The following is a 20,804-nucleotide window of genomic DNA, read 5'->3' on the forward strand; positions in this document are numbered from 1 at the left end:
ATGACGTTTCCGCTGGTACGCCCGCGGACGCGTACGGGGGGCACCGGGCCGGCACCGCGGCGTGACCGGTTCGACCCGATGTGACCCCCACCTGACCCTCGGGGTCACGCCACGTGACGCCGACGCTCGCGGCGTCACCGCGATCCGCCGCCGAGCCGGCTCCGGACCGGCTCCGGGCCGGCTCCGCCGGCCAGGCGGAGCCTAAAAGATCTTCAAATCATTGCCCGCGGATTTCATTGACATGAACGCGATGTAATCCTACCGTCTCGTGTATGTCTAGTCATGAGCGCATAGATATTCAGATGCCCACCTTCGGGGCAGGCATCTGGCACTTCGGGCGGTATGTGGACAGATACGCCACCGACGGCTACGGCCCGCCGGTGAGCACGCTGGAGGCCATCGACCTGGCCGGACAGGTCGGCGAGCTCTCGGTGGTGGACATGACCTACCCCTTCGACCCCGCCGGGCTGGGCGTCGATGAGGTGGCCGACGCGCTCAAGCGCAACAACCTGCGCGCCATCGCCGTGACCCCGGAGATCTACACCCGGCGGTTCTCCCGGGGCGCGTTCACCAACCCCGACCCGGCCGTGCGCCGGCAGGCGATCGAGCTGGTGTCCGAGGCCGCCGAGGTCGCGCGCCGGCTCGGCTGCGACTACGTGAAGCTGTGGCCGGGGCAGGACGGCTGGGACTACCCGTTCCAGGTGGACCACTCCGAGGTGTGGAAGCTCTCCCTCGACGCCGTGCGCGAGCTGGCCGGCACCTTCCCCGACCTGCGCTTCGCCATCGAGTACAAGCCGCGCGAGCCGCGCAACACGATGGTGTTCTCCTCGGTGGCCAAGACGCTGCTCGGCATCGAGGAGATCGGGCTGCCCAACGTCGGCATCCTGCTGGACTTCGGCCACTCCCTGTACGGCGGCGAGTCCCCCGCCGACGCGGCCCGCCTGGCGATGTCGCGCGGCCGGCTGTTCGCGATCGACGTGAACGACAACTACCGGGGCTGGGACGACGACATGGTCGTCGGCTCCGTGCACCTGGTCGAGACCTTCGAGTTCTTCTACGCCCTGGCCGACGCCGGCTGGGAGGGCGTCTGGCAGCTCGACCAGTTCCCGTTCCGCGAGGACTCGGTCGAGGCGGCCCGCGCCGGCATCCGGGTGATGAAGACCATCCACCGCGCGCTCGGCCTGGTGGACCGCGAGGCCCTGGCCGCCGCGCAGCAGGCGCAGGACGCCCTGGCCGCCCAGCGCATCGTGCAGCGGGCCCTGCTCTCCGCCGGGGCCGGCCGGTGAGCCTGCTTCCCCCCGACCCGGTCAAGGCCGCGGAATACCGCGAGACGGTCAAGCGGATCAAGGAGGGCGGCCGCGAGACGGCCGCCGCCGAGCTGGCGCGCATCGCCCGCGAGGTCCGCCAGAGCATCGTCCGCATGATCGACACCGCCAAGATGGGCCACATCGGCGGCGACCTGTCGGTCACCGACATCCTCGTCACCTCCTTCTACGGCGCGCTCTCCGTGGACCCGGAGGACCCGAGGCGGCCCGGCCGCGACCGGTTCGTGCTGAGCAAGGGCCACTGCGCCGCCGCGCTGTACTCGACCCTGGCCCACTGCGGCTTCTTCCACACCGGCGAGCTGGCCACGTTCATGGCGCCGCTGTCGGCGCTGAACGGCCACCCGAACCGGATCAAGGTGCCCGGCGTGGAGACCAACACCGGCGCACTGGGCCACGGTTTCCCGGTCGCCACCGGCTGCGCGCTCGCCGCGCGGCTCGACGGCGCCGGCTGGCGCACCGTCGTCGTCCTGGGCGACGGCGAGATGCAGGAGGGCAGCAACTGGGAGGCGGCGATGACCGCGGCCCACTACGAGCTGTCCTCGCTGACCGCGGTCATCGACCGCAACCGGCTGCAGCAGGGCGCCCGCACCGAGGACACCAAGCGGCTGGAGCCGCTGGCCGAGAAGTGGGCGAGCTTCGGCTGGGAGGTGCGCGACGTGGACGGCCACGACCACCTCGCCCTGCTCGACGCGCTCGGGCCGTCCACCACCGGCAGGCCGGTGGCGGTCATCGCGAACACGATCAAGGGGAAAGGCGTGTCCTTCATGGAGGATCGGGTCGAATGGCACCACAAGGTGCCGAACGCGGCCCAGGTCGAGGCGGCCCTGCTGGAGCTGGCCCGATGACGGTCGCGGAGCGCGCGGCGGTCTACGACTGCCGCCAGGCGTTCGCCGAGGAGCTGGCCGCGCTGGCCAGGACGGACGAGCGGATCGTGGCGGTCTGCAATGACTCGGTCGGCTCCAGCAACCTGGTGGCCTTCCGGGAGGAGTTCCCCCACCGCCTGATCAACGTCGGCATCGCCGAGCAGGACCTCGTCGGGGTGGCGGCCGGGCTGGCCAACGCGGGCAAGATCCCGTACGTGTGCGCCGCGGCGCCGTTCCTCACCGGGCGGGCGCTGGAGCAGATCAAGGCCGACGTGGCCTACAGCGAGGCGCACGTGGTGCTGTGCGGGCAGAGCCCCGGCATGGCGTACGGCGAGCTGGGCCCGACGCACCACTCCATCGAGGACCTGTCCTGGGTCCGGGCCGTGGCCGGCCTCGATGTGATCATCCCCGCCGACCCGGCGCAGACCCGCGCCGCCGTACGCTGGGCCGCCGCCTCCGGCAGGCCCTCCTACCTGCGCATCCCCCGGTTCAAGGTGCCGGAGACCACGCCCGCGGACGCGCCGTTCGAGCCGCGCCGTGCGGTCGTGCTGCGCGAGGGCTCCGACGTCACCGTGATCGCGATCGGCTCGCTGGTCTCCCGCGCGCTGGACGCGGCGGCCTCGCTGGCGGCCGAGGGCGTGTCCGTACGCGTGCTGAACCTGCCCTTCCTCGACCCGATGGACGAGGACGCGGTCGTCGCCGCCGCCCGCGAGACCCGCGGCATCGTCACCGCCGAGGAGGCCACGATCAGCGGCGGCCTGGGCGCGGCGGTGGCCGCGACCGTGGTGACCCGGCACCCGGCGCCGATGCGCATCCTCGGCGTGCCGAGGGTGTTCGCGCCCACCGGCGACACCGCGTTCCTGCTGGACCACTTCGGGCTGTCGGCGGACGGCATCGCCGCCGCGGTGAGGGATCTGCTGCGCCATGGCTGACACGGACCCGCTCGTCCTGGCCGTCGACCAGGGGACGAGCTCCACCAAGGCGCTGCTCGTCTCCGGCCGCGACGGGCGGGTCGTGGCGCGCGGCGTCGCGCCGCTCGGCGAGAGCCAGCCCCGCCCCGGCTGGGTGGAGCAGTCGGCCGAGGAACTGTGGCAGAGCGTGCGCGCGGCCGTGCGCGCCTGCCTGGCCGGCCTGGACGACCCCGGACGGGTCGCCGGGATCGGCCTGAGCACCCAGCGCGAGTCGATGGTGCTGTGGGAGCGGGCCACCGGCCGTCCGGTCGGCCCGCTGGTGAGCTGGCAGGACCAGCGCACCGCCGGGCAGTGCCGCGAGCTGGCGGCCACCGGCGCGGGCGAGCTGGTGCGGGCCCGCAGCGGCATGCCGCTGGACCCGATGTTCTCCGCGCTGAAGGCCCGCTGGCTGCTGGACGAGTACGACCCCGGCCGCACCCGCGGCCGGGCCGGGGAGCTGTGCCTGGGCACGGTGGACTCCTGGCTGCTCAGCCGGTTCGCCCCGGACGACCACGTGGTGGAGGTGGGCAACGCCTCGCGCACCCAGCTCCTCAACGTGGCCACCCAGACCTGGGACCCCGACCTGCTGGACCTGTTCGGCGTGCCGGCCGGGGTGCTGCCCCAGGTGGCGGCGTCGTCCGGCCCGTTCCCGGCCGCGCGCGGGCTGGACCCGCTGCCGGACGGCGTGCCGGTGCTGGCCGTCCTGGGCGACTCGCACGCGGCGATGTTCGCCCACGGCGGCTGGCGGCCCGGCGTGGTCAAGGCCACCTACGGCACCGGCTCCTCGGTGATGGCCATCGGGGGCGGCACCGGCGACTCCCCCGGCCTGTGCCGCAGCGTGGCCTGGGACCTCGGCAGGCCGATGCTCGCCGTCGAAGGCAACATCCGGGCCACCGGCCGGACCTTGAGCTGGCTGGCCGACCTGTTCGGCGTCACCCCGGAGGCGCTGCTCGCCGAGGCCGGCGACACGCCGCCCGACGGGGTGCACTTCGTGCCCGCGTTCGGCGGGCTCGGCGCGCCGTGGTGGGAGCCCGACGCGGTGGCCCTGCTCAGCGGGCTCACCCTGGGCACCCGCCGGGGCCAGATCGTGGCCGCGGCGCTGGAGTCGGTCGCGTTCCAGGTCGAGGACGTGGTCGCCGAGGTCGAACGGGCCACCGGCGAGGTGCGGGTGCTCATGGCCGACGGCGGGCTCACCCGCAACGACCGGCTGATGCGGCTCCAGGCCGGCCTGAGCGGACGTACGGTCGCACGCTCCGGCGAGCACGACCTGTCCGCGCTCGGCGCCGCCGACGCCGCCGGGGTGGCGGGCGGCCTGTGGACCTTCGACGACCTGGAGGCGCGCCCCCGGCCCGCCGAGGAGTTCGCGCCGTCGATCGGCGCCGAGGAGCGCCGCGCGCGCCGGGCCGCCTGGCACGAGGCGATCCGCAGGTCCAGGCCCGGCGCGAGCACGAAAGCGTACGAAAGGAGCGGTGGATGAGCACGAGCACCGCCTTGCTTCGCCCCCGCTGGATCGCGGCGCTGGCCCTGGTGGTCCTGGTGGTGGCCATGGGGCTGAGCGCCGAGTACCGCTCGACCGCGACGGTCGCGGCCAGCGCGCAGGCCAAGAAGTTCGACCCGGCCGCGTACGGCGCGCAGACGTACGAGAGCAAGGTCGTCCCGGCGATCCAGAAGGGCGCGGTCGAGCTGCCCGAGCTGGTCGAGGCGCTGGAGGCCGACAAGGACGCGGCCGGCGCCAAGTACGGCCACCGCCACGGCACCAGCCCCTACAGCTTCGCGGTCAAGGGCACCGGCGAGGCCGGCGAGGTGAAGGGCACGCTGCTGCAGGTCACCGTGCCCGGCCTGCCGGAGGACACCAAGGTCTACCTGCAGATCGGCCCGGCCATCAACGGCACGGCGCTGCGCGACGCGGCCGGGTTCATCACCTTCAACCAGTTCCTGAACCAGGTCGAGTACGCCGACGCCGCCACCGCGCTGAACGACCAGATGCGGGAGAAGGTGCTGAAGAACCTGGACGCCGCCGCGCTGAAGGGCAAGAAGATCGCCTTCACCGGCGCGTTCACCCTGCTCACCACCTCGACGCTGACCATCACCCCGATCGCGATCGAGGAGGCGCCGTGACAGCGACGAACGCCGTCCTCGCGGCCCGTGAGGTGACCAAGGTCTACGGCGGCACGCAGGCGCTCAAGGGCGTCGACTTCGACGTGGCCGCGGGCCGGGTGACGGCGCTGTTCGGCGAGAACGGCGCGGGCAAGTCCACGCTGATGAAGATCCTGGCCGGGATCGAGCAGCCGACCACCGGGCACGTCGAGCTGGACGGCCGTCCGGCGCGGCTGGCGTCCTCGCGTGACGCGGCCGACCAGGGCATCTCGATCATCCACCAGGAGCTGAGCCTGTGCCCCAACCTCAGCATCCAGGACAACCTGTTCCTGGCGCGCGAGGTGCGCAGGCCGTACGGCGCCGTGGACCGGCGGGCGGAGCGCGAGGCGACGATCGCCGTGCTGCGCACGCTGGAGGAGGAGCTGGACCCCGACACGCCGGTCGCCGACCTGCGGCTCGGCCAGCAGCAGATCGTGGAGATCGCGCGGGCCCTGCTCCAGGAGGCCCGGGTGCTGATCATGGACGAGCCCACGTCGGCGCTGACCGCGCCCGAGGTGGAGGTGCTGTTCAAGGTCATCCGGGACCTCACCGCGCGCGGCGTCGCGGTGGTGTACATCTCGCACCACCTGGACGAGGCGCTGGAGATCGCCGACGACGTGGTGGTGCTGCGCGACGGCCGGCTCGTCGCCACCGCGAAGGCCGGCGACGTGGACCTGCGCTGGATCGTGGCGCAGATGGTCGGCCGCGACCAGGACGCGCTGTTCCCCGACCGCGAAGCGCTGGCCGGCGACGAGGTGCTCGCGCTGCGCGACCTGGTGGTGGCCGACCCGGCCAACCCCGACCGGCTCGCGGTCAACGGCGTGAACCTGACCCTGCGCGCCGGGGAGATCGTCGGCGTCTACGGGCTGATGGGCTCCGGGCGCACGGAACTCCTCGAAGCTCTCGCCGGGCGCATCCCGCCCGCGTCCGGCGAGATCAGGCTGGGCGGCGAGCCGCTGTCCGGGACGGGCATCCGCGAGCGCATCGAGCGCGGCGTGGTGCTCGTCCCGGAGGACCGGCAGCGCGACGGGCTGGTGCAGACCATGACGGTGGGCGAGAACCTCTCGCTGGCCGGGCTGTACAAGTTCGTGCGGCGGCTGTTCGTCTCGCAGGAGCGCGAGCGCGGGGCCGTGGAGCGGGTCATCGCCGACGTGACCGTCAAGACCGCCGGCGCCAAGGCGCCCATCGGCTCGCTCAGCGGCGGCAACCAGCAGAAGGTCGTCATCGGCAAGGCGCTGCTGACCGACCCGCGGGTGCTGCTGCTCGACGAGCCCTCGCGCGGCGTGGACGTCGGCGCCAAGGCCGACATCTTCCAGCTCATGGCGGCGCAGGCGCGCCGCGGGCTGGCCGTGCTGTTCACCACCTCCGAGGCCGAGGAGGCACTGCACATCCCCGACCGGCTGCTCGTGCTCGCCCGCGGGGTCGTCGTCGGCGAGTACCGGCGCGGAGAGATCAACCGGGAGGAACTGATGAGCGTGTCCGACGGCGCCGCGATCGGGGGTGCCGCCCGATGACCTCGACCTCGTCCAGGCCGGTGGCCGAGACGGTCCAGCCGGAGCGCGCGGCGGCGACGGCGCGCCGACTGTCCCTGCTGAACGTGGCCTTCGAGCTGCGCGCGTTCATCGCGCTCGCCGTGCTCATCGTGGTCTTCAGCGTGCTGTCCGACTCGTTCCTGACCGTGCCGAACCTGATCACGATGACCAAGCACGTCGCGATCAACGCGGTCATCGCGCTGGGCATGCTGCTGGTGATCCTCAAGGGCGGCATCGACCTGTCGGTGGGCTCGATCGTGGGCCTGTCGGGCGTGGTCGCGGGCGAGCTGCTGGGCGGGCTCAACCTGGGTTTCGCCGACCTGATCGCCTATCCCCCGGTGTGGGTGGTGATCGTGCTGTGCATGGGCGTCGGCGCGCTGGTCGGCCTGGTCAACGGAATCCTGGTGACCAGGTTCAAGGTGGCGCCGTTCATCGCCACCCTCGGCATGCTGTACGTCGCGCGCGGCCTGGCCCTGCTCATCTCCAACGGCGCCACCTACCCCAACCTGGCGGGTGACCCCGAGCTGGGCAACACCGGGTTCGGCCTGCTCGGCAGCGGGCGCCCGCTCGGCCTGCCCACCTCGATCTGGATCATGATCGCGCTGGCCGCGGTGGTGGCGCTGCTGCTGACCAAGAGCCCCTTCGGCCGCTGGCTGTACGCGACCGGCGGCAACGAGCGCGCCGCCGAGCTGTCGGGCGTGCCGATCCGGCGGGTCAAGACGGTGGTCTACGTGATCTCCGGCGCGTGCGCCGCCATCGCGGGCCTGATCATCGCCTCCGAGCTGACCTCGGCCGCCCCGCAGGCCGGGGAGACCTACGAGCTCAACGCCATCGCCGCCGTCGTCATCGGCGGGGCGGCGCTGAGCGGAGGCCGGGGCACCGTGCGCGGCACGCTCGTGGGCGCGTTCGTCATCGGCTTCCTCGCCGACGGCCTGGTGATCCTGGGCGTGTCGACGTTCTGGCAGATCCTGATCAAGGGCGCGGTGATCATCCTCGCCGTGATGCTCGACCAGGGCCAGCAGCGGCTCAAGCGCCGGGGCGCGGCCGCGTCCGCGGTGGCGGCGACCAGACAACCCGACCGGCCGCACCAGCAGTAACCCCACCCCGTCACCCCCTTCCCTTCTCGGAGGTCTCACATGTACGCACCATTCCTTCGCCAGGGGCGGCGCCGCGGCCTGGTCCTCGCGCTCTCGCTCCTGGTCGGCGGCTCCCTGATGACCGCGTGCGGTTCCTCGGGCGAGCCGGCGGCCACCACCCAGGCCGGCCAGTCCCCCGCCTCCTCGGCCGGCACGGCGGGCGGCCTGATCGCGATCATCACCCCGTCGCACGACAACCCGTTCTTCAAGGCCGAGGCCGACGCGGCCAAGGCCAAGGCGGAGGAACTGGGCTACGAGACCTCCGTGGCCTCGCACGACGACGACCCGAACAAGCAGAGCGAGCTGATCGACGCGGCGATCTCGCGCAGCGCCAAGGCGATCATCCTGGACAACGCGGGCGCCGACGCCTCGATCGGCCCGGTGCGCAAGGCCACCGACGCGGGCGTGCCGGTGTTCCTGATCGACCGTGAGATCAACGCGACCGGCATCGCCAAGGCGCAGATCGTCTCCAACAACTCCCAGGGCGCGCAGCTCGCCGCCCAGGCGTTCGTGGAGGCGATGGGCAGCAAGGGCAACTACGTCGAGCTGGTCGGCAAGGAGTCCGACACCAACGCCAGCGTGCGGTCCAAGGGCTTCGCCGACGTGATCTCGCAGTATCCGGACATGAAGTCCGTGGCCAGGGAGAGCGCCAACTGGGACCAGCAGGAGGCGTTCACCAAGATGGAGACCATCATCCAGAAGAACCGCGACATCCAGGGCGTCATCGCCGGCAACGACACGATGGCGCTGGGCGCGGTCGCCGCGCTGAAGGCCGCGGGCCTGCTGGACAAGGTCGTCGTCGTCGGCTTCGACGGCAGCCCCGACGCCATCGCCGCGATCAAGGCCGGTGAGATGCACGCGACCGCGCTGCAGCCCGCCGCCCTGGCCGCGACCAGCGCGGTCGAGCAGGCCGACGAGTTCATCAAGACCGGCAAGGTGAGCAAGGACGAGAAGCAGTCGATCGACTGCGAGCTGGTCACCAAGGACAACGCCGACGAGTTCGGGGTGTTCGCCAGGAAGTAGGAGAAAGTCCGGTGGAGGGATGGCCACCCGGCCGTCCCTCCGCCACTAAGCTGAATGCCCGATCGCCCCGGGGGGAGGCGGGCGTCCACCCATCATGATCACTGGAGGCGGTGCATGGTCGTGCCCGATCTTGGCCGGGCGCCTGGCTCGGGCCGGGCGGTGCCCACCGACCACCTGCGCCTGCTCGCACGGGTGGCCCGCATGTACCACGAGCAGGGCATGCGCCAGCCCGAGATCGCCGCGACCCTGAGCATCTCCCAGCCCCGGGTCTCCCGGCTGCTCAAGGAGGCCATCGCCCTGGGCATCGTGCGCACCGTCGTCGTCCTGCCCGAGGGCGTGCACACCGAGCTGGAGGAGGAGCTCCAGCGCCGCTACGGCCTGCGCGACGCGGTCGTGGTGGACACCGCGGGCGCCACCGACGACGTGATCCCCGCCCTCGGCGCCGCCGCCGCGTCCTACTTCAACACCACCTTCAAGGGCGGCGACGTGATCGGGATCAGCTCCTGGAGCGAGACCCTGCTCGCCGCCGTCGAGCGCATGCAGCCCAAGAGCACCCAGGTCGCCGACCGCGTGATGCAGGTGGTCGGCGGCGTCGGCAGCCCCGACGCCCAGGTCCACGCCACCCGCCTGCTCGGCCGCCTGGCCGACGTCACCCGCGCCCGCCCGATCTTCGTCCCCTCCGCCGGCGTCGTCGGCACCGCCACCATCCGCGACGCCCTCCTCCAGGACTCCGCGGTCAAGGAGGTCATGGCCCAGTGGCGCGACCTCACCGTGGTCCTGGTGGGCATCGGCAGCCTGGAGCCCTCCCCCCTGCTGCTGCGCAGCGGCAACGCCGTCAGCGACGCCGACCAGGCCGAGCTGCGCGCCCTGGGCGCGGTCGGCGACGTCTGCCTGCACTTCTTCGACGCCGAGGGCGCCCCCGTCGACAGCGCCTTCGACCACCGCGTGGTCGGCATCGACGTCCACACCTTCCGCGCCGTGGAACGCCGCGTCGCCGTGGCCGGCGGCGCCAGAAAGTACTCCGCGATCAAGGCCGCCCTCAAGGGCGCCTGGATCAACGTCCTCATCACCGACCTCGACACCGCCACCCGCCTCACCACCGAGCCCTGACGCGCCGCAAACGAGTTGCCCCGGGCGTGTGGCTGCCTACGATGGGTCGGGTGCTCACACCACCGGAGGACTTTCACGAGGATCTGCTGGTCTCGGTGCTCGCGCATGAGTGGGGGGTCGTCGCCGAGGCGGTGGAGTATCGTGCGGTCGGGTTCGGCAGCCACCACTGGGAGGTCGGCGACGGCGGGGGCGGGCGGTGGTTCGCCACGCTGGACGAGCTGGAGACCAGGCGGGCCGCGATGGACGAGCCGCTGGACGCGGCGTACGAGAGGTTGCGGGCGGCGCTCGGGACGGCGTGCGAGCTGCGCGGGCACGGGCACTCCTTCGCGGTGGCGCCGCTGCCCACGCACGAGGGTGAGCCGCTGGCCCGGGTGAAGGACCGGTTCGGGATCGCGCTGTACCCGTTCGTGACGAGCGAGAGCTTCGACTACGGGGAGTTCGCGACCGAGGAGCACCGGCGGGCGGCGCTCGATCTCGTCATCGCGGTGCACGGGGTGCCGCCGGAGGAGCGGCGGCGGGCGATGGAGGACGACTTCGCCATCCCGCACCGCGACGAGCTGGAGCTGGTGACGCGGGCGCCCGAGAGCGTGCGCGACCTGGGGCCGTACGCGCGGGCCACCGCGATGCTGCTCGGCGAGAACGCGCAGGCGGTGACGCGGCTGCTGGGCCGGTACGACGGGCTCGTCCGGGCCGCCCGCGCGCGGCCCCGGGTGCTCACCCACGGCGAGCCGCACGCGGGCAACACCATGCGCACGGCCGCCGGGTGGGTGCTGATCGACTGGGACACGGCGCTGGTCGCGCCGCCCGAGCGCGACCTGTGGAGCCTGGACCCGGGCGACGGGTCGGCGCTGGCGGCGTACGAGGCCGCGACCGGGGTGGCGCCCGATCCCGAGACGCTGGGGATGTACCGGCTGCGCTGGGACCTCGCCGACATCGCCTCCTTCGTCAACCGGTTCCGCAGGCCGCACGCGGGCACCCCCGACGACGACAAGTCGTGGGACTTCCTGTGCTCGCTGATCGCCGACCTCGGCGATCAGGGCGGGCCGTAGCACCGCCGGTCGGTGACGCCGCCGGACCGGAACGGGGCGTCCAGGCCGCGGTCCTTGAGGGCCGGCGCACGACCGGCGCACGCCCGCGGGGATCGGCGGTGATCCGTGGTTACGTGGCGGTAACAGCGGCGCAACAGGCGTCCAGTTTCCTCGGCCGGAGGATATCGCCCATAACCCCGCGGGAGGGTCCATGCTTCAGCCGAAGGACGGCCGCATCGACGGCACGCACTACCTGCCCACCAATCCGGACACCTGCCTGTGGGGGAAGCTGCCCAACCGCGACCGGGAGCCCGTGCTGCACGTCGCCTCCGGGGAGACCGTGACGATCGACACGTTGAGTCACGAGGGGATGCTGGAGGACCAGGGGCGCGACCCGGTCGCGTACCTGGCGCGGTTCGGGGTGCCGCGGGAGCGGGTGCTGGAGGACGCGCTGGCGCTGGCCGCCTCGGGGGTGGAGCACGACTACGACGCCGACGGGCCGCACATCGTGACCGGCCCGATCGCGGTCTCCGGGGCCGAGCCGGGCGACGTGCTGAAGGTGGACGTGCTCAGCCTGCTGATCCGCGCGCCGTACGGGTTCGTGAGCAGCCGCCATGGGCGGGGCGCGCTGCCCGGCGAGTTCCCCGAGACCGAGCCCGACACCGGTGCCGCGGCCGGGGACGCCCGCGTCTACAACAGCGTGTGCGTGTTCACCCAGGTGGTCGAGGAGGGCGGGCGGCTGCACGGGGTGATCCCGTTCGGCGAGGGCCGCGCGGCGCGGTTCCCGCTGGCGCCGTTCCTCGGCGTGATGGGCGTGACCCCCGACACCGGCGAGAAGGTGCACTCCGTGCCGCCGGGGGCGTTCGGCGGCAACCTGGACATCAACGAGCTCCAGGTCGGCTCCTCGCTCTACCTGCCGGTCCAGGTGCCGGGCGCCGGCTTCTTCGCCGGCGACCCGCACTACGCGCAGGGCGACGGCGAGGTGGCGCTGACGGCGCTGGAGGCGCCGCTGCGCGCCACGCTGCGGCTCAGCGTGATCCCGGCGGCCGAGGCGCCGAAGCTGGTCGGCACGGTGGCGGGGCCGTTCGCCGAGACCGCCACGCACTGGATCCCGGCGGGCCTGCACGAGGACCTGAACGAGGCCATGCGCAACGCCGTGCGCGCCGCGATCGACTTCCTGGAGGTCACCCAGGGCATGGAACGCGCCAACGCGATGGCCTACCTGAGCGCGGCGGCCGACTTCGAGGTCAGCCAGGTCGTGGACCGGGTCAAGGGCGTGCACTGCATGATCAGGAAGGCGGACTTCGCCGCTTGGGGGTGATCCGTTTCGGGGGCGGCGGGAGCGGTAAGGTCACCAGGCATGGTGCGCTGTGCCGTACTCGACGACTACCAGGGCGTCGCGCTGGCCATGGCCGACTGGTCGCCGGTCGAGGCGACGAGCTTCCGCGAGCCGTTCGCCGGTCCCGCGGAGCTGACGCGCGCACTGGCCGAGTTCGAGATCGTGGTGATCATGCGGGAGCGCACCCCGTTCCCGCGCGGGGTGTTCGAACGGCTGCCCAAGCTGCGGCTGCTGGTCACCACCGGCATGCGCAACGCCTCCGTGGACCTGGCGGCGGCCCGCGACCACGGCGTGACCGTCTGCGGCACCGGCGGCGCCGGCACCCCGCCCGCCGAGCTGACCTGGGCGCTGATCCTGGGCCTGGCCCGGCACATCGTGACCGAGAGCGAGAACGTCCGCGCGGGCGGATGGCAGAGCACGATCGGCACCGGCCTGCACGGGCGCACGCTCGGGCTGGTCGGGCTGGGCAAGATCGGCAGCCAGGTGGCCCGGGTGGGGCTGGCCTTCGGCATGGACGTGACCGCGTGGAGCCACAACCTGACCCGCGAGCGGGCCGAGGCGCAGGGCGTACGCCGGTGCGGGTCGCTGGGCGAGCTGCTGGCAGGCGCCGACTTCGTCTCGATCCACCTGGTGCTCGGCGAGCGCACCCGGGGCCTGATCGGAGCCGCGGAGCTGGCGCTGATGCGGCCCACCGCGTACCTGGTCAACACCTCCCGGGCCGCGATCGTGGACCAGGACGCGCTGATCGACGCCCTGGCGCGGGGCCGCATCGCGGGCGCCGGGCTGGACGTGTTCGACGCCGAGCCGCTGCCGCCGGGCCACCCGTTCCGCTCGCTGCCCAACGTGCTGGCCACGCCGCACCTCGGCTACGTCACCGAGAACAACTACGCCGTCTTCTACCGCGAGGCCGTCGAGGACATCGCGGCCTACCTCGCCGGTTCGCCGGTGCGGGTGCTGACGTAGCGCGCGTCCCCTGGAGGTGATCGTATGGACGTGCTGGTCATCGGGGCGGGCGTGATCGGCCTTACCACGGCGGTGTCCCTGGCGCGTGCCGGGTTGTCGGTGCTGGTGCGCACCGCCGAGCCGCCGCGGCTGACCACGTCCGCGGTGGCCGGCGCCATGGCCGGCGGCCCGGTGTTCGCCGAGCCGGTCGAGGCGGCCCGCCGCTGGCAGCGCATCGGGCTGGAGGAGTTCGCCAAGCTGGCCGGCGACGCGCGCACCGGGGTGCGGATCGCGATGGGCCGGCTGGTGAGCCGGATGGGCGAGGGCATCCCGCCGTGGGCGGAGCGGCTGCCCGGCTTCCGGCCGTGCACCCCGGAGGAGTCGGCGGGCTTCCCGGTGGCGTTCTGGATCTCCTCGCCGCTGGTGAGCATGCCGCCCTACCTGGCGTACCTGGTGGACCTGCTGGCCGAGGAGGGCGGCCGGATCGAGGTGCGGCCGGTGGCCGGGCTGGACGAGGCGGCGGCCGAGGCGCCGGTGGTGGTCAACTGCAGCGGGCTCGGCGCCCGCCAGCTCGCCGCCGACCCCGAGGTCCGGCCCGTACGCGGCCAGCACGTCGTGGTGGAGAACCCCGGCCTGCACGACTTCTTCTACGAGGGCGGCGCGGAGACCGAGTGGACCGGGTACATGCCGCACCGCGACCGGGTCGTCCTGGGCGGCACCGCGACCGCCGACGACTGGCGTAAGACGCCCGACCCGCAGCAGACCGAGGACATCCTGCGCCGCTGCGCCGAGATCGAGCCCCGCCTGGGCACGGCCCGGGTGCTCGCCGTGGAGGTGGGCCTGCGCCCGTCCCGGCCCGTCATCCGGGTGGAGGAGGAGGCCGTCGCCGGCGCCCGTGTGATCCACAACTACGGCCATGGCTCGGTGGGGGTGAGCATGTCGTGGGGCTGCGCGGCCGAGGTGACCGAGATGGTGCTGTCGGGCGGCCGACCGCGGGCCACGGGCGCGCCCTCCGCTTGGTAGGTTGGCCGCTGCGGACCCGGCCAGACGGATTTCCGCATTCGACACCGACTTCGTCCAGCGCGGAGGACCGATGGGGCCGGGGGGCCGCAGGCACAGGCTGACCAGCCGCACGCGGCGCGCCCCCGGCCTGCTCGACCGCTTCCACCGGCCCGGCCAGGTGGTGGTCACCGCGTTCGCGGTCGCCATCGCCCTGGGCACCGCGCTGCTGTCGCTGCCGTTCGCCACCACCGACGGCCGCTCCACCGGCCCGATCGAGGCGCTGTTCACCGCCACGTCCGCCGTGTGCGTGACCGGGCTCGCGCTGGTGGACACCGAGGCCCACTGGTCGCTGTTCGGCGAGACCGTGATCATCGTGCTGGTCCAGATCGGCGGCCTCGGCATCATGACCCTGGCCACGCTGTTCACGCTGCTCGTGGCCGGCCGGGTGGGGCTGCGCGCCCGGCTCGCGGCCCAGGCCGAGAGCGCCATGGCCTACACCGCCGGCCCGCGGCGGGTGCTGCGCGACGTGGTGCTGTTCAGTGCGGCCTGCGAGACCGTGCTGGCCACGGTGCTCACGATCCGCTTCGCCACCGAGTACGACTTCCCGCCCGGCCGGGCGCTGTACTACGGCGTGTTCCACTCCATCTCGGCCTTCAACAACGCGGGCTTCGCGCTGTGGCCGGACAGCCTGGTGCGGTTCGTGAGCGACCCGTGGATCTGCCTGCCGGTGGCCCTGGGCGTGATCGCGGGCGGCCTGGGCTTCCCGGTGGCCTTCGAGCTGGCCCGCGCCTGGCGCAGGCCGTCCAGGTGGACGGTGCTGACCCGGATCACGGTCGGGGTCAGCCTGGCGCTGCTGGCGGCCGGCACGCTGGTGTTCCTGATCACCGAGTGGCACAACCCCGCCACGCTCGGCCCGCTGGACGGCTCGGGCAAGCTGCTCGCGGCGTTCTTCACCGCCGTCATGCCGCGCTCGGCCGGGCTGAACACGATCGACATCGCCCAGATGTACCCGTCGAGCTGGCTGGTCACCGACGCGCTGATGTTCATCGGCGGCGGCAGCGCGGGCACCGCGGGCGGCATCAAGGTGACCACGCTCGGCCTGCTCGCCTTCGTGATCTGGGCCGAGCTGCGCGGCGAGACCCGGGTGAACATCGGCCACCGCCGCCTGCCCGAGGCCGCGCAGCGCCAGGCTGTGGCGGTCACCGTGATCAGCGCCGGCCTGGTCGCGCTGTCCACGTACCTGCTGATGGTGCTCACCCCGCACAGCCTGGACGAGGTGCTGTTCGAGGTGATCTCCGCGGCCACCACCACCGGGCTGAGCATCGGCGTGACGGCCGAGGGGCCGCCCGCAGGGCAGGCGCTGCTCGTACTGCTCATGTTCGTGGGCAGGATAGGACCACTGACACTTGGCTCGGCGCTGGCGTTGAAGGAGCGCACCCGGCGCTACGAACTCCCCGAGGAGCGTGTGATCGTTGGCTGACAAGTCCAGCGACCCGGTGGTCGTGATCGGCCTGGGGCGCTTCGGCAGCTCCCTCGCCCTGGAGCTGGTCCGGCGCGGCACTGAGGTGCTGGCCATCGACAACCGGCCCAAGATCGTGCAGAGCCTTTCCGGGCACATCACCCAGATCGCGGTCGCCGACTCCACCGACATCGAGGCGCTGCGCCAGCTCGGCGTGCCCGACTTCTACCGCGCCGTCGTCGCGATCGGCAGCGACATCGAGGCCAGCATCCTGACCACGTCCCTGCTGGTGGAGCTGGAGATCGACGACATCTGGGCCAAGGCGGTCAGCCGCCAGCACGCCCAGATCCTCAGCCGCATCGGCGCCACCCATGTCGTGCAGCCCGAGCACGACATGGGCGAGCGGGTGGCCCACATGGTCAGCGGCCGGATGCTGGACTTCCTCCAGGTCGATCCGGACTTCGCCCTGGTCAAGACCCTCGCGCCGCGCGACTTCGTCGGCGTGCCGCTCGGCGAGTCGGGCCTGCGCCGCAAGTACGGCGTGACGATCGTCGCGGTCAAGGCCAAGGGCGAGGAGTTCACCTACGCCAGCGCCGAGACCGTGCTGAACTACGGCGACATCATCGTGGTCTCCGGCCCCACCGAGAAGGTCGAGCGCTTCGCCGAACTCCCCTAGGGACGGGGGAACTCCGGCCCGTCGAGCCGCGCGCCGGGGGCCAGGCCGAGCGGGTCGGTGACCGGGTGCGGGGCGCCGCTGTAGGCCGTCTCGGCGTCCATGTAGATGACGACGTGCGCCAGGCGGGCCAGGTCGGTCCGGTTGGGCAGCGCCATGTGCCCGGTGAAGCTGTGGTGGAAGGTGCAGTCGCCGGCGCGCAGCGGGACCGTCACCCGGGGCAGCCAGCGCAGCGACGGGTCGAGCCGGAACAGGTCCTCCTCGTCGCGCAGGTCCTGCGGGCGCAGGCCGGTCAGGTGCTGGGTGCCGGGCAGGAACGTCATGCAGCCGCGCTCCGGCGGCACGTCCACCAGCGCGATCCACGCCGACAGCGCGTGCCGCCCGCCCGTGTGCGGCCAGTACGGCTGGTCCTGGTGGAACTCGGTGGGCGTGTCGCTGTGCGGCTCCTTGACCAGCATGTGGTCGTGCCAGATGCGCAGCGGGACGCCCGCCAGGCGCTCGGCGATCCGGGCGAGGCGGGGGTGCAGGGTCAGCTCGCGTACGACGGGGTCGCGCCGCCAGACGTTGACGAGCTGGCGGAACACCTCCCCGCCGATGCTCTCGGCGCGGTGCGCGGCGAGGAACGCCTCCGCCCCGGCCCGGAACCGCTCGACCTCCTCGGGGTCGAGCACGCCGCGGACTCGGACGAATCCGTGCTCCCGGTACGCCGCGACGAGGTGGTCCGGCAGGTCCCGGTCACTGATCCGGGCACCGATCTCGGGGCTGCTCTGGGGGCCGATCTCCGGGCTGGACTGGCTGATCTGGCTGTTCGTCATGGGTACCAGCGTGCGGTCCCGGCCCGCCGCGGGGCTAGTCCGATCCCGGCGCGGGATCGTACGATCCGCGCATGCGGACGTCCACCCTGCGCGAGAGCGACGTCTTCGGCGGCGGCCCGGTGTCCGCCGCCGTGCACGCCCTGACCGGCGAGGTCGAGCCGCACGGTCACGACTTCCTGGAGGTGGCCGTGGTCGGCCCCGGCTCCGGCGGTCACGTGACCAGCCGGGGCGAGCGGGCGGTGCGCGAGGGCGAGGTGATCGTGCTGCGCCCCGGCGCCTGGCACGGCTTCACCGGCTGCCGCGGCCTGACCGTGGCCAACTGCTGCGTCTCGGCCGGCGCGCTGCGCGCCGAACTGGCGGTGCTGCACGACATCCCGGCCCTGCGCCACCTGCTGTGGACCGCGCCGATGGCGCCGGGGGCGCACGGCGTACTGGTCACCCGGATCGACCCGGCCGCCGCGGCGGACGCGATCGAGGAGATCGCCCGCCTCGCCGCCGGACCCGTAACCTCGGGGGCGCGGATCATGGGGAGGCTGCTGACCGTTCTCGGCACGATCGCCGACGCGCTGCCGGAGCGGCCGGTGACCGGCGCGTCCGCGCCCCACCCGGCCGTACGGGCCACCCTCGCCGCGCTGGAGCTGCAGCCCGCCCACCCGTGGACGCTGGCCGAGCTGGCCGGGCGGGTCAGCCTCGACCCGGGGCACCTCGGGCGGCTGTTCCGGCGGCACACCGGGCTGCCGCCGCTGGCGTACCTGGCGCGGGTGCGCGCCGAGCGGGCCGCCGCGCTGCTCGCCACCACGACGCTGCCCGCGGCCCGGGTCGGCGCCGCCGTCGGCTGGGACGATCCCACGTATTTCGCGCGCCGGTTCCGCGCCCTGGCCGGGCTGACCCCGACCGAGTACCGGCGCCGGGCGTCCGGTGGATGAACCGTCCGTGACGCGATTGTCGGTGGGAGGACGCATGATGGGGGCAAATGGATTCTCCCCGTGCGAGGTGCCCGATGACCGGTACGCCGGCCACCCAGGACCTGGAAGACCTGCGCTACCCCCCCGGGTCGCTGGTGCTCCTCGCCGGCCTGCCCGGCGCGGGCAAGAGCACCCTGCTCGACCGTCTCTACCGGCTCACCGGCACCGAGACCGAGCCGGTGCGGGCGGGCGACGTACGCGTGATCGACTCGCGGCAGTCGCGCAACTGGTGGTCGCGCTACCTCCGCCCGATCAACCCCCGGCTGCGCACCCCGATCGTGCACACCACCCACGTGTGGCGCATCGTCAGGGAGCTGCTGCGCGGCCACGCCGTGATCGCCCACACCCGCGGCACCTGGCCGCACATCCTGTACGGCCTGTCCTGGCTGGCCCGCAGGGCCGGCGCCCAGGCCCACCTGATCCTGCTCGACGTCGACGCCGACACCGCCCTGCGCGGGCAGCGTGACCGGGGCCGGGTCGTGGCCGCCCCGGCCTTCGCCCGGCACCGCCGCCGCTGGAACCGGGTCATGGCCCAGGCCCGCTCCGGGTCGTTGCCTCCGGCCGAGTCCGTCGTCATCCTCACCCGGGCGAGCGCCGACCGGCTGCGGGCCATCCACTTCGACGGCCCCTGACGTGTACCGCCGCCCCTGCCGGGTAGGCGCTCGCCCGTACGCCGGTCGAGGGAGGGGCGGATGGGACGGGTGCGCAAGGTGTCCGTACGCGACGGCGCGCGGCTGCTCGCCGGGGTCGTGGCGCCGATGCTGGCCCAGGGGGTCATCAGGCGCCGGCCGGCGATGGTCGCCCTGACGGAGAAGCTGAGGCTGGACGCGCGGGCGGTGCGGCTGCTGGGCCGCATGCGCCGGGCGTACGGCGGAGGGCCGGTGCAGCTTCCGCTGCCGCTGCGGCCCATCGTGTTCCCGCTGTCCCCCGAGGACGTGGTGCGGGTGCTCGACGGCTCGCCCGAGCCGTTCGCGGTGGCCAACCGGGAGAAGCGGGCCGCGCTGGCGCACTTCGGCCCGGACGTGCTGCTGATCTCGCCGAATGAGCTGCGGGCGGAGCGGCGCCGGTTCAACGAGGAGGTCCTGGCGACCGGCAGGGCGATGCACCCGCTGGCGGGGGCGCTCGCGGCCAAGGTGCGCGAGGAGGCGGGCGCCCTGCTGGACGGCGACACCCTGACCTGGGCCGATTTCGCGGCCGTGTGGTGGCGGGCGGTGCGTCGGGTCGTTCTGGGCGACGGGGCGCGCGACGACGAGGAGCTGACCAGGCTGCTGGCCCGGCTGCGCGACGACGCCAACTGGGCGTACCTGCGGCCGAGGCGGGAGGCGGCCTACGCCCGGTTCACCGGGCTGCTCAGGGCGCATCTCGACCGCGCCGAGCCCGGCAGCCTGGCCGGGATGCTCGCCGACCTGCCCGTGCCGGCCCACGTACGGCCCGCGGGGCAGGTGCCGCACTGGCTGTTCGCGTTCGACGCGGCGGGCATCGCGGCGTACCGGGCGCTGGCGCTGCTGGCGACCCACCCCGGGCATCTGGCCCGCGCCCGCGCGGAGTCGCGCGCCGCCGCCGGGGTCGCCGCGGAACCCGGCGGCGGCACCTTCGCCGCCGCCGCGATGGCCGCGGCGCCGCCGCCCGAGCGGCCGTTCCTGCGCGCCTGCGTCCTGGAGTCGGTCCGGCTGTGGCCGACGACGCTGGCGATCCTGCGCGACAGCACGTCCGAGACCACCTGGGACGGCGCCGCCGTGCCGGCCGGGACCCCGTTCCTGGTCTTCAGCTCCTTCGTCAACCGCGACCGCGACGCCGACCCGTTCGCCGACCGGTTCGCCCCGGAGATCTGGCTCGACGGCGCGGCGGCCGAGCGGCGCTCGATCGTGCCGTTCAGCACGGGCCCGGCGAGGTGCGCGGGCCGGGAGCTGGTGCTGATGCTCACCGCCGAGCTGCTGGCCACACTGCTGGAACGGCACGAGCACACCCTGGTGTCCCCGCCCGCGCTGTCGCCGGATCGCCCGCTGCCGCACTCGCTGAACCCCTTCGCGCTGCGCTTCCGTCAGGGCGACTTGACGTCAGGGTGATCTGACGTGCATGCTGGGGGCATGTTCACACCGGACGAGCTCGACCGGCAGCACACGCTGCTCACCGCCGCGGCCCGCTACGACGAGCTGCGCATGCGCGACCTGCTCGCCCCGCGCCCCGGCGACGAGCCCGACGGGCACGCCGCGCCCCCGCTGACCAAGCAGGAGGCGCTGGAGCTGCTCGCCCTCGGCGAACTGCTGGCCCGCAAGGCGGCGTACGGGCGGCAGCTCGCGGTCAGGACGGCCCGCGAGGCGGGCGCGTCCTGGTCCCAGATCGGGGCCGCCCTCGGCACCACCAAGCAGTCGGCCTGGGAGGCGCACACCCGCTGGATCGACGAACAGGCCGGCGGGCGGGGGCGTACCGGGCAGATCGGCCTCAGCGCGGCCGAGGCCGAGGCCGCCCGCGACCTCGCCGGCACCCCCGACGACCGCTGAGCGGT

20 protein-coding genes are annotated in these 20,804 nt (G+C 73.4%); 19 read left to right on the top strand and 1 reads right to left on the bottom strand.

The features are described from left to right. The first annotated feature begins 272 nt into the window (after positions 1–272). From HNP84_RS30200 to HNP84_RS30270, 15 genes are all read left to right on the top strand, one after another. Positions 273–1,286 carry a sugar phosphate isomerase/epimerase family protein gene (locus HNP84_RS30200; RefSeq protein WP_221336919.1) on the top strand — a complete coding sequence of 338 codons (1,014 nt, stop codon included), beginning with the start codon at positions 273–275 and terminating at the stop codon, positions 1,284–1,286. Then, entirely contained in the window at positions 1,283–2,170 is an 888-nt protein-coding gene (locus HNP84_RS30205) for a transketolase (RefSeq protein WP_221336920.1), read from the top strand. The genes HNP84_RS30200 and HNP84_RS30205 overlap by 4 nt, the downstream gene beginning before the upstream one ends. Beyond that, positions 2,167–3,120 carry a transketolase family protein gene (locus HNP84_RS30210; RefSeq protein ID WP_185053320.1) on the top strand — a complete coding sequence of 318 codons (954 nt, stop codon included), beginning with the start codon at positions 2,167–2,169 and terminating at the stop codon, positions 3,118–3,120. Before HNP84_RS30205 ends, HNP84_RS30210 begins: the two co-directional genes overlap by 4 nt. Then, a complete protein-coding gene (locus HNP84_RS30215) occupies positions 3,113–4,615 on the top strand; it encodes an FGGY family carbohydrate kinase (protein ID WP_185053321.1) in 1,503 nt (500 codons plus the stop codon). The genes HNP84_RS30210 and HNP84_RS30215 overlap by 8 nt, the downstream gene beginning before the upstream one ends. Beyond that, on the top strand, positions 4,612–5,256 hold the full coding sequence (locus HNP84_RS30220; protein WP_185053322.1) for a DUF2291 family protein: 645 nt from the start codon (positions 4,612–4,614) through the stop codon (positions 5,254–5,256). Before HNP84_RS30215 ends, HNP84_RS30220 begins: the two co-directional genes overlap by 4 nt. Next, positions 5,253–6,788, top strand: a complete 1,536-nt coding sequence (locus HNP84_RS56300) for a sugar ABC transporter ATP-binding protein (protein WP_185053323.1) — start codon at positions 5,253–5,255, stop codon at positions 6,786–6,788. Before HNP84_RS30220 ends, HNP84_RS56300 begins: the two co-directional genes overlap by 4 nt. Beyond that, positions 6,785–7,903: an ABC transporter permease gene (locus HNP84_RS30230; protein WP_185053324.1), complete on the top strand. Its 1,119-nt coding sequence runs from the start codon at positions 6,785–6,787 to the stop codon at positions 7,901–7,903. Before HNP84_RS56300 ends, HNP84_RS30230 begins: the two co-directional genes overlap by 4 nt. A 39-nt stretch (positions 7,904–7,942) precedes the next feature. Further along, complete coding sequence (locus tag HNP84_RS30235; RefSeq protein ID WP_221336921.1) at positions 7,943–8,965, top strand: D-ribose ABC transporter substrate-binding protein; 1,023 nt, start codon at positions 7,943–7,945, stop codon at positions 8,963–8,965. A 114-nt stretch (positions 8,966–9,079) separates the two neighbouring features. Continuing rightward, entirely contained in the window at positions 9,080–10,075 is a 996-nt protein-coding gene (locus HNP84_RS30240) for a sugar-binding transcriptional regulator (RefSeq protein WP_185053325.1), read from the top strand. A gap of 50 nt (positions 10,076–10,125) precedes the next feature. After that, positions 10,126–11,124, top strand: coding sequence for a phosphotransferase (locus HNP84_RS30245; RefSeq protein WP_185053326.1), 999 nt, complete (start codon positions 10,126–10,128; stop codon positions 11,122–11,124). A gap of 190 nt (positions 11,125–11,314) precedes the next feature. Then, entirely contained in the window at positions 11,315–12,424 is a 1,110-nt protein-coding gene (locus tag HNP84_RS30250) for an acetamidase/formamidase family protein (protein WP_185053327.1), read from the top strand. 39 nt (positions 12,425–12,463) lie between these two features. After that, positions 12,464–13,405, top strand: coding sequence for a D-2-hydroxyacid dehydrogenase family protein (locus HNP84_RS30255; RefSeq protein ID WP_185053328.1), 942 nt, complete (start codon positions 12,464–12,466; stop codon positions 13,403–13,405). 24 nt (positions 13,406–13,429) lie between these two features. Continuing rightward, positions 13,430–14,407: an FAD-dependent oxidoreductase gene (locus HNP84_RS30260; RefSeq protein WP_185053329.1), complete on the top strand. Its 978-nt coding sequence runs from the start codon at positions 13,430–13,432 to the stop codon at positions 14,405–14,407. A 70-nt stretch (positions 14,408–14,477) separates the two neighbouring features. Beyond that, positions 14,478–15,866, top strand: a complete 1,389-nt coding sequence (locus HNP84_RS30265) for a TrkH family potassium uptake protein (protein ID WP_185053330.1) — start codon at positions 14,478–14,480, stop codon at positions 15,864–15,866. After that, positions 15,859–16,521, top strand: a complete 663-nt coding sequence (locus tag HNP84_RS30270) for a potassium channel family protein (RefSeq protein WP_185053331.1) — start codon at positions 15,859–15,861, stop codon at positions 16,519–16,521. Before HNP84_RS30265 ends, HNP84_RS30270 begins: the two co-directional genes overlap by 8 nt. Here the strand turns inward: HNP84_RS30270 and HNP84_RS30275 are convergent. Further along, the gene (locus tag HNP84_RS30275; protein ID WP_185053332.1) at positions 16,518–17,333 is read right to left on the bottom strand and encodes a phytanoyl-CoA dioxygenase family protein; all 816 of its coding nucleotides are present in this window, start codon (positions 17,331–17,333) and stop codon (positions 16,518–16,520) included. The two genes, HNP84_RS30270 and HNP84_RS30275, sit on opposite strands and share 4 nt — an antisense overlap. 71 nt (positions 17,334–17,404) lie before the next feature. Here HNP84_RS30275 and HNP84_RS30280 point away from each other — a divergent pair, with 71 nt between their 5' ends. From HNP84_RS30280 to HNP84_RS30295, 4 genes are all read left to right on the top strand, one after another. Further along, complete coding sequence (locus tag HNP84_RS30280) at positions 17,405–18,259, top strand: AraC family transcriptional regulator (RefSeq protein WP_185053333.1); 855 nt, start codon at positions 17,405–17,407, stop codon at positions 18,257–18,259. Positions 18,260–18,333: 74 nt separating this feature from the next. After that, entirely contained in the window at positions 18,334–18,930 is a 597-nt protein-coding gene (locus HNP84_RS30285; RefSeq protein WP_185053334.1) for an AAA family ATPase, read from the top strand. A gap of 60 nt (positions 18,931–18,990) precedes the next feature. Further along, complete coding sequence (locus HNP84_RS30290) at positions 18,991–20,364, top strand: cytochrome P450 (protein ID WP_185053335.1); 1,374 nt, start codon at positions 18,991–18,993, stop codon at positions 20,362–20,364. A 21-nt stretch (positions 20,365–20,385) separates the two neighbouring features. After that, positions 20,386–20,799, top strand: coding sequence for a hypothetical protein (locus tag HNP84_RS30295; protein WP_185053336.1), 414 nt, complete (start codon positions 20,386–20,388; stop codon positions 20,797–20,799). Positions 20,800–20,804: the final 5 nt, after the last annotated feature.

The organism is Thermocatellispora tengchongensis (assembly GCF_014202315.1).
GTDB lineage: Bacteria > Actinomycetota > Actinomycetes > Streptosporangiales > Streptosporangiaceae > Thermocatellispora > Thermocatellispora tengchongensis.

Excerpts from the sequence above, each read along its gene's own strand:
- HNP84_RS30200 (WP_221336919.1), top strand. The coding sequence starts at position 273 with ATGTCTAGTCATGAGCGCATAGATATTCAGATGCCCACCTTCGGGGCA.
- HNP84_RS30210 (WP_185053320.1), top strand. The coding sequence starts at position 2,167 with ATGACGGTCGCGGAGCGCGCGGCGGTCTACGACTGCCGCCAGGCGTTC.
- HNP84_RS30215 (WP_185053321.1), top strand. The coding sequence starts at position 3,113 with ATGGCTGACACGGACCCGCTCGTCCTGGCCGTCGACCAGGGGACGAGC.
- HNP84_RS30220 (WP_185053322.1), top strand. The coding sequence starts at position 4,612 with ATGAGCACGAGCACCGCCTTGCTTCGCCCCCGCTGGATCGCGGCGCTG.
- HNP84_RS30230 (WP_185053324.1), top strand. The coding sequence starts at position 6,785 with ATGACCTCGACCTCGTCCAGGCCGGTGGCCGAGACGGTCCAGCCGGAG.
- HNP84_RS30235 (WP_221336921.1), top strand. The coding sequence starts at position 7,943 with ATGTACGCACCATTCCTTCGCCAGGGGCGGCGCCGCGGCCTGGTCCTC.
- HNP84_RS30240 (WP_185053325.1), top strand. The coding sequence starts at position 9,080 with ATGGTCGTGCCCGATCTTGGCCGGGCGCCTGGCTCGGGCCGGGCGGTG.
- HNP84_RS30250 (WP_185053327.1), top strand. The coding sequence starts at position 11,315 with ATGCTTCAGCCGAAGGACGGCCGCATCGACGGCACGCACTACCTGCCC.
- HNP84_RS30255 (WP_185053328.1), top strand. The coding sequence starts at position 12,464 with ATGGTGCGCTGTGCCGTACTCGACGACTACCAGGGCGTCGCGCTGGCC.
- HNP84_RS30260 (WP_185053329.1), top strand. The coding sequence starts at position 13,430 with ATGGACGTGCTGGTCATCGGGGCGGGCGTGATCGGCCTTACCACGGCG.
- HNP84_RS30265 (WP_185053330.1), top strand. The coding sequence starts at position 14,478 with ATGGGGCCGGGGGGCCGCAGGCACAGGCTGACCAGCCGCACGCGGCGC.
- HNP84_RS30275 (WP_185053332.1), bottom strand. The coding sequence starts at position 17,333 with ATGACGAACAGCCAGATCAGCCAGTCCAGCCCGGAGATCGGCCCCCAG.
- HNP84_RS30280 (WP_185053333.1), top strand. The coding sequence starts at position 17,405 with ATGCGGACGTCCACCCTGCGCGAGAGCGACGTCTTCGGCGGCGGCCCG.
- HNP84_RS30285 (WP_185053334.1), top strand. The coding sequence starts at position 18,334 with ATGACCGGTACGCCGGCCACCCAGGACCTGGAAGACCTGCGCTACCCC.
- HNP84_RS30290 (WP_185053335.1), top strand. The coding sequence starts at position 18,991 with ATGGGACGGGTGCGCAAGGTGTCCGTACGCGACGGCGCGCGGCTGCTC.
- HNP84_RS30295 (WP_185053336.1), top strand. The coding sequence starts at position 20,386 with ATGTTCACACCGGACGAGCTCGACCGGCAGCACACGCTGCTCACCGCC.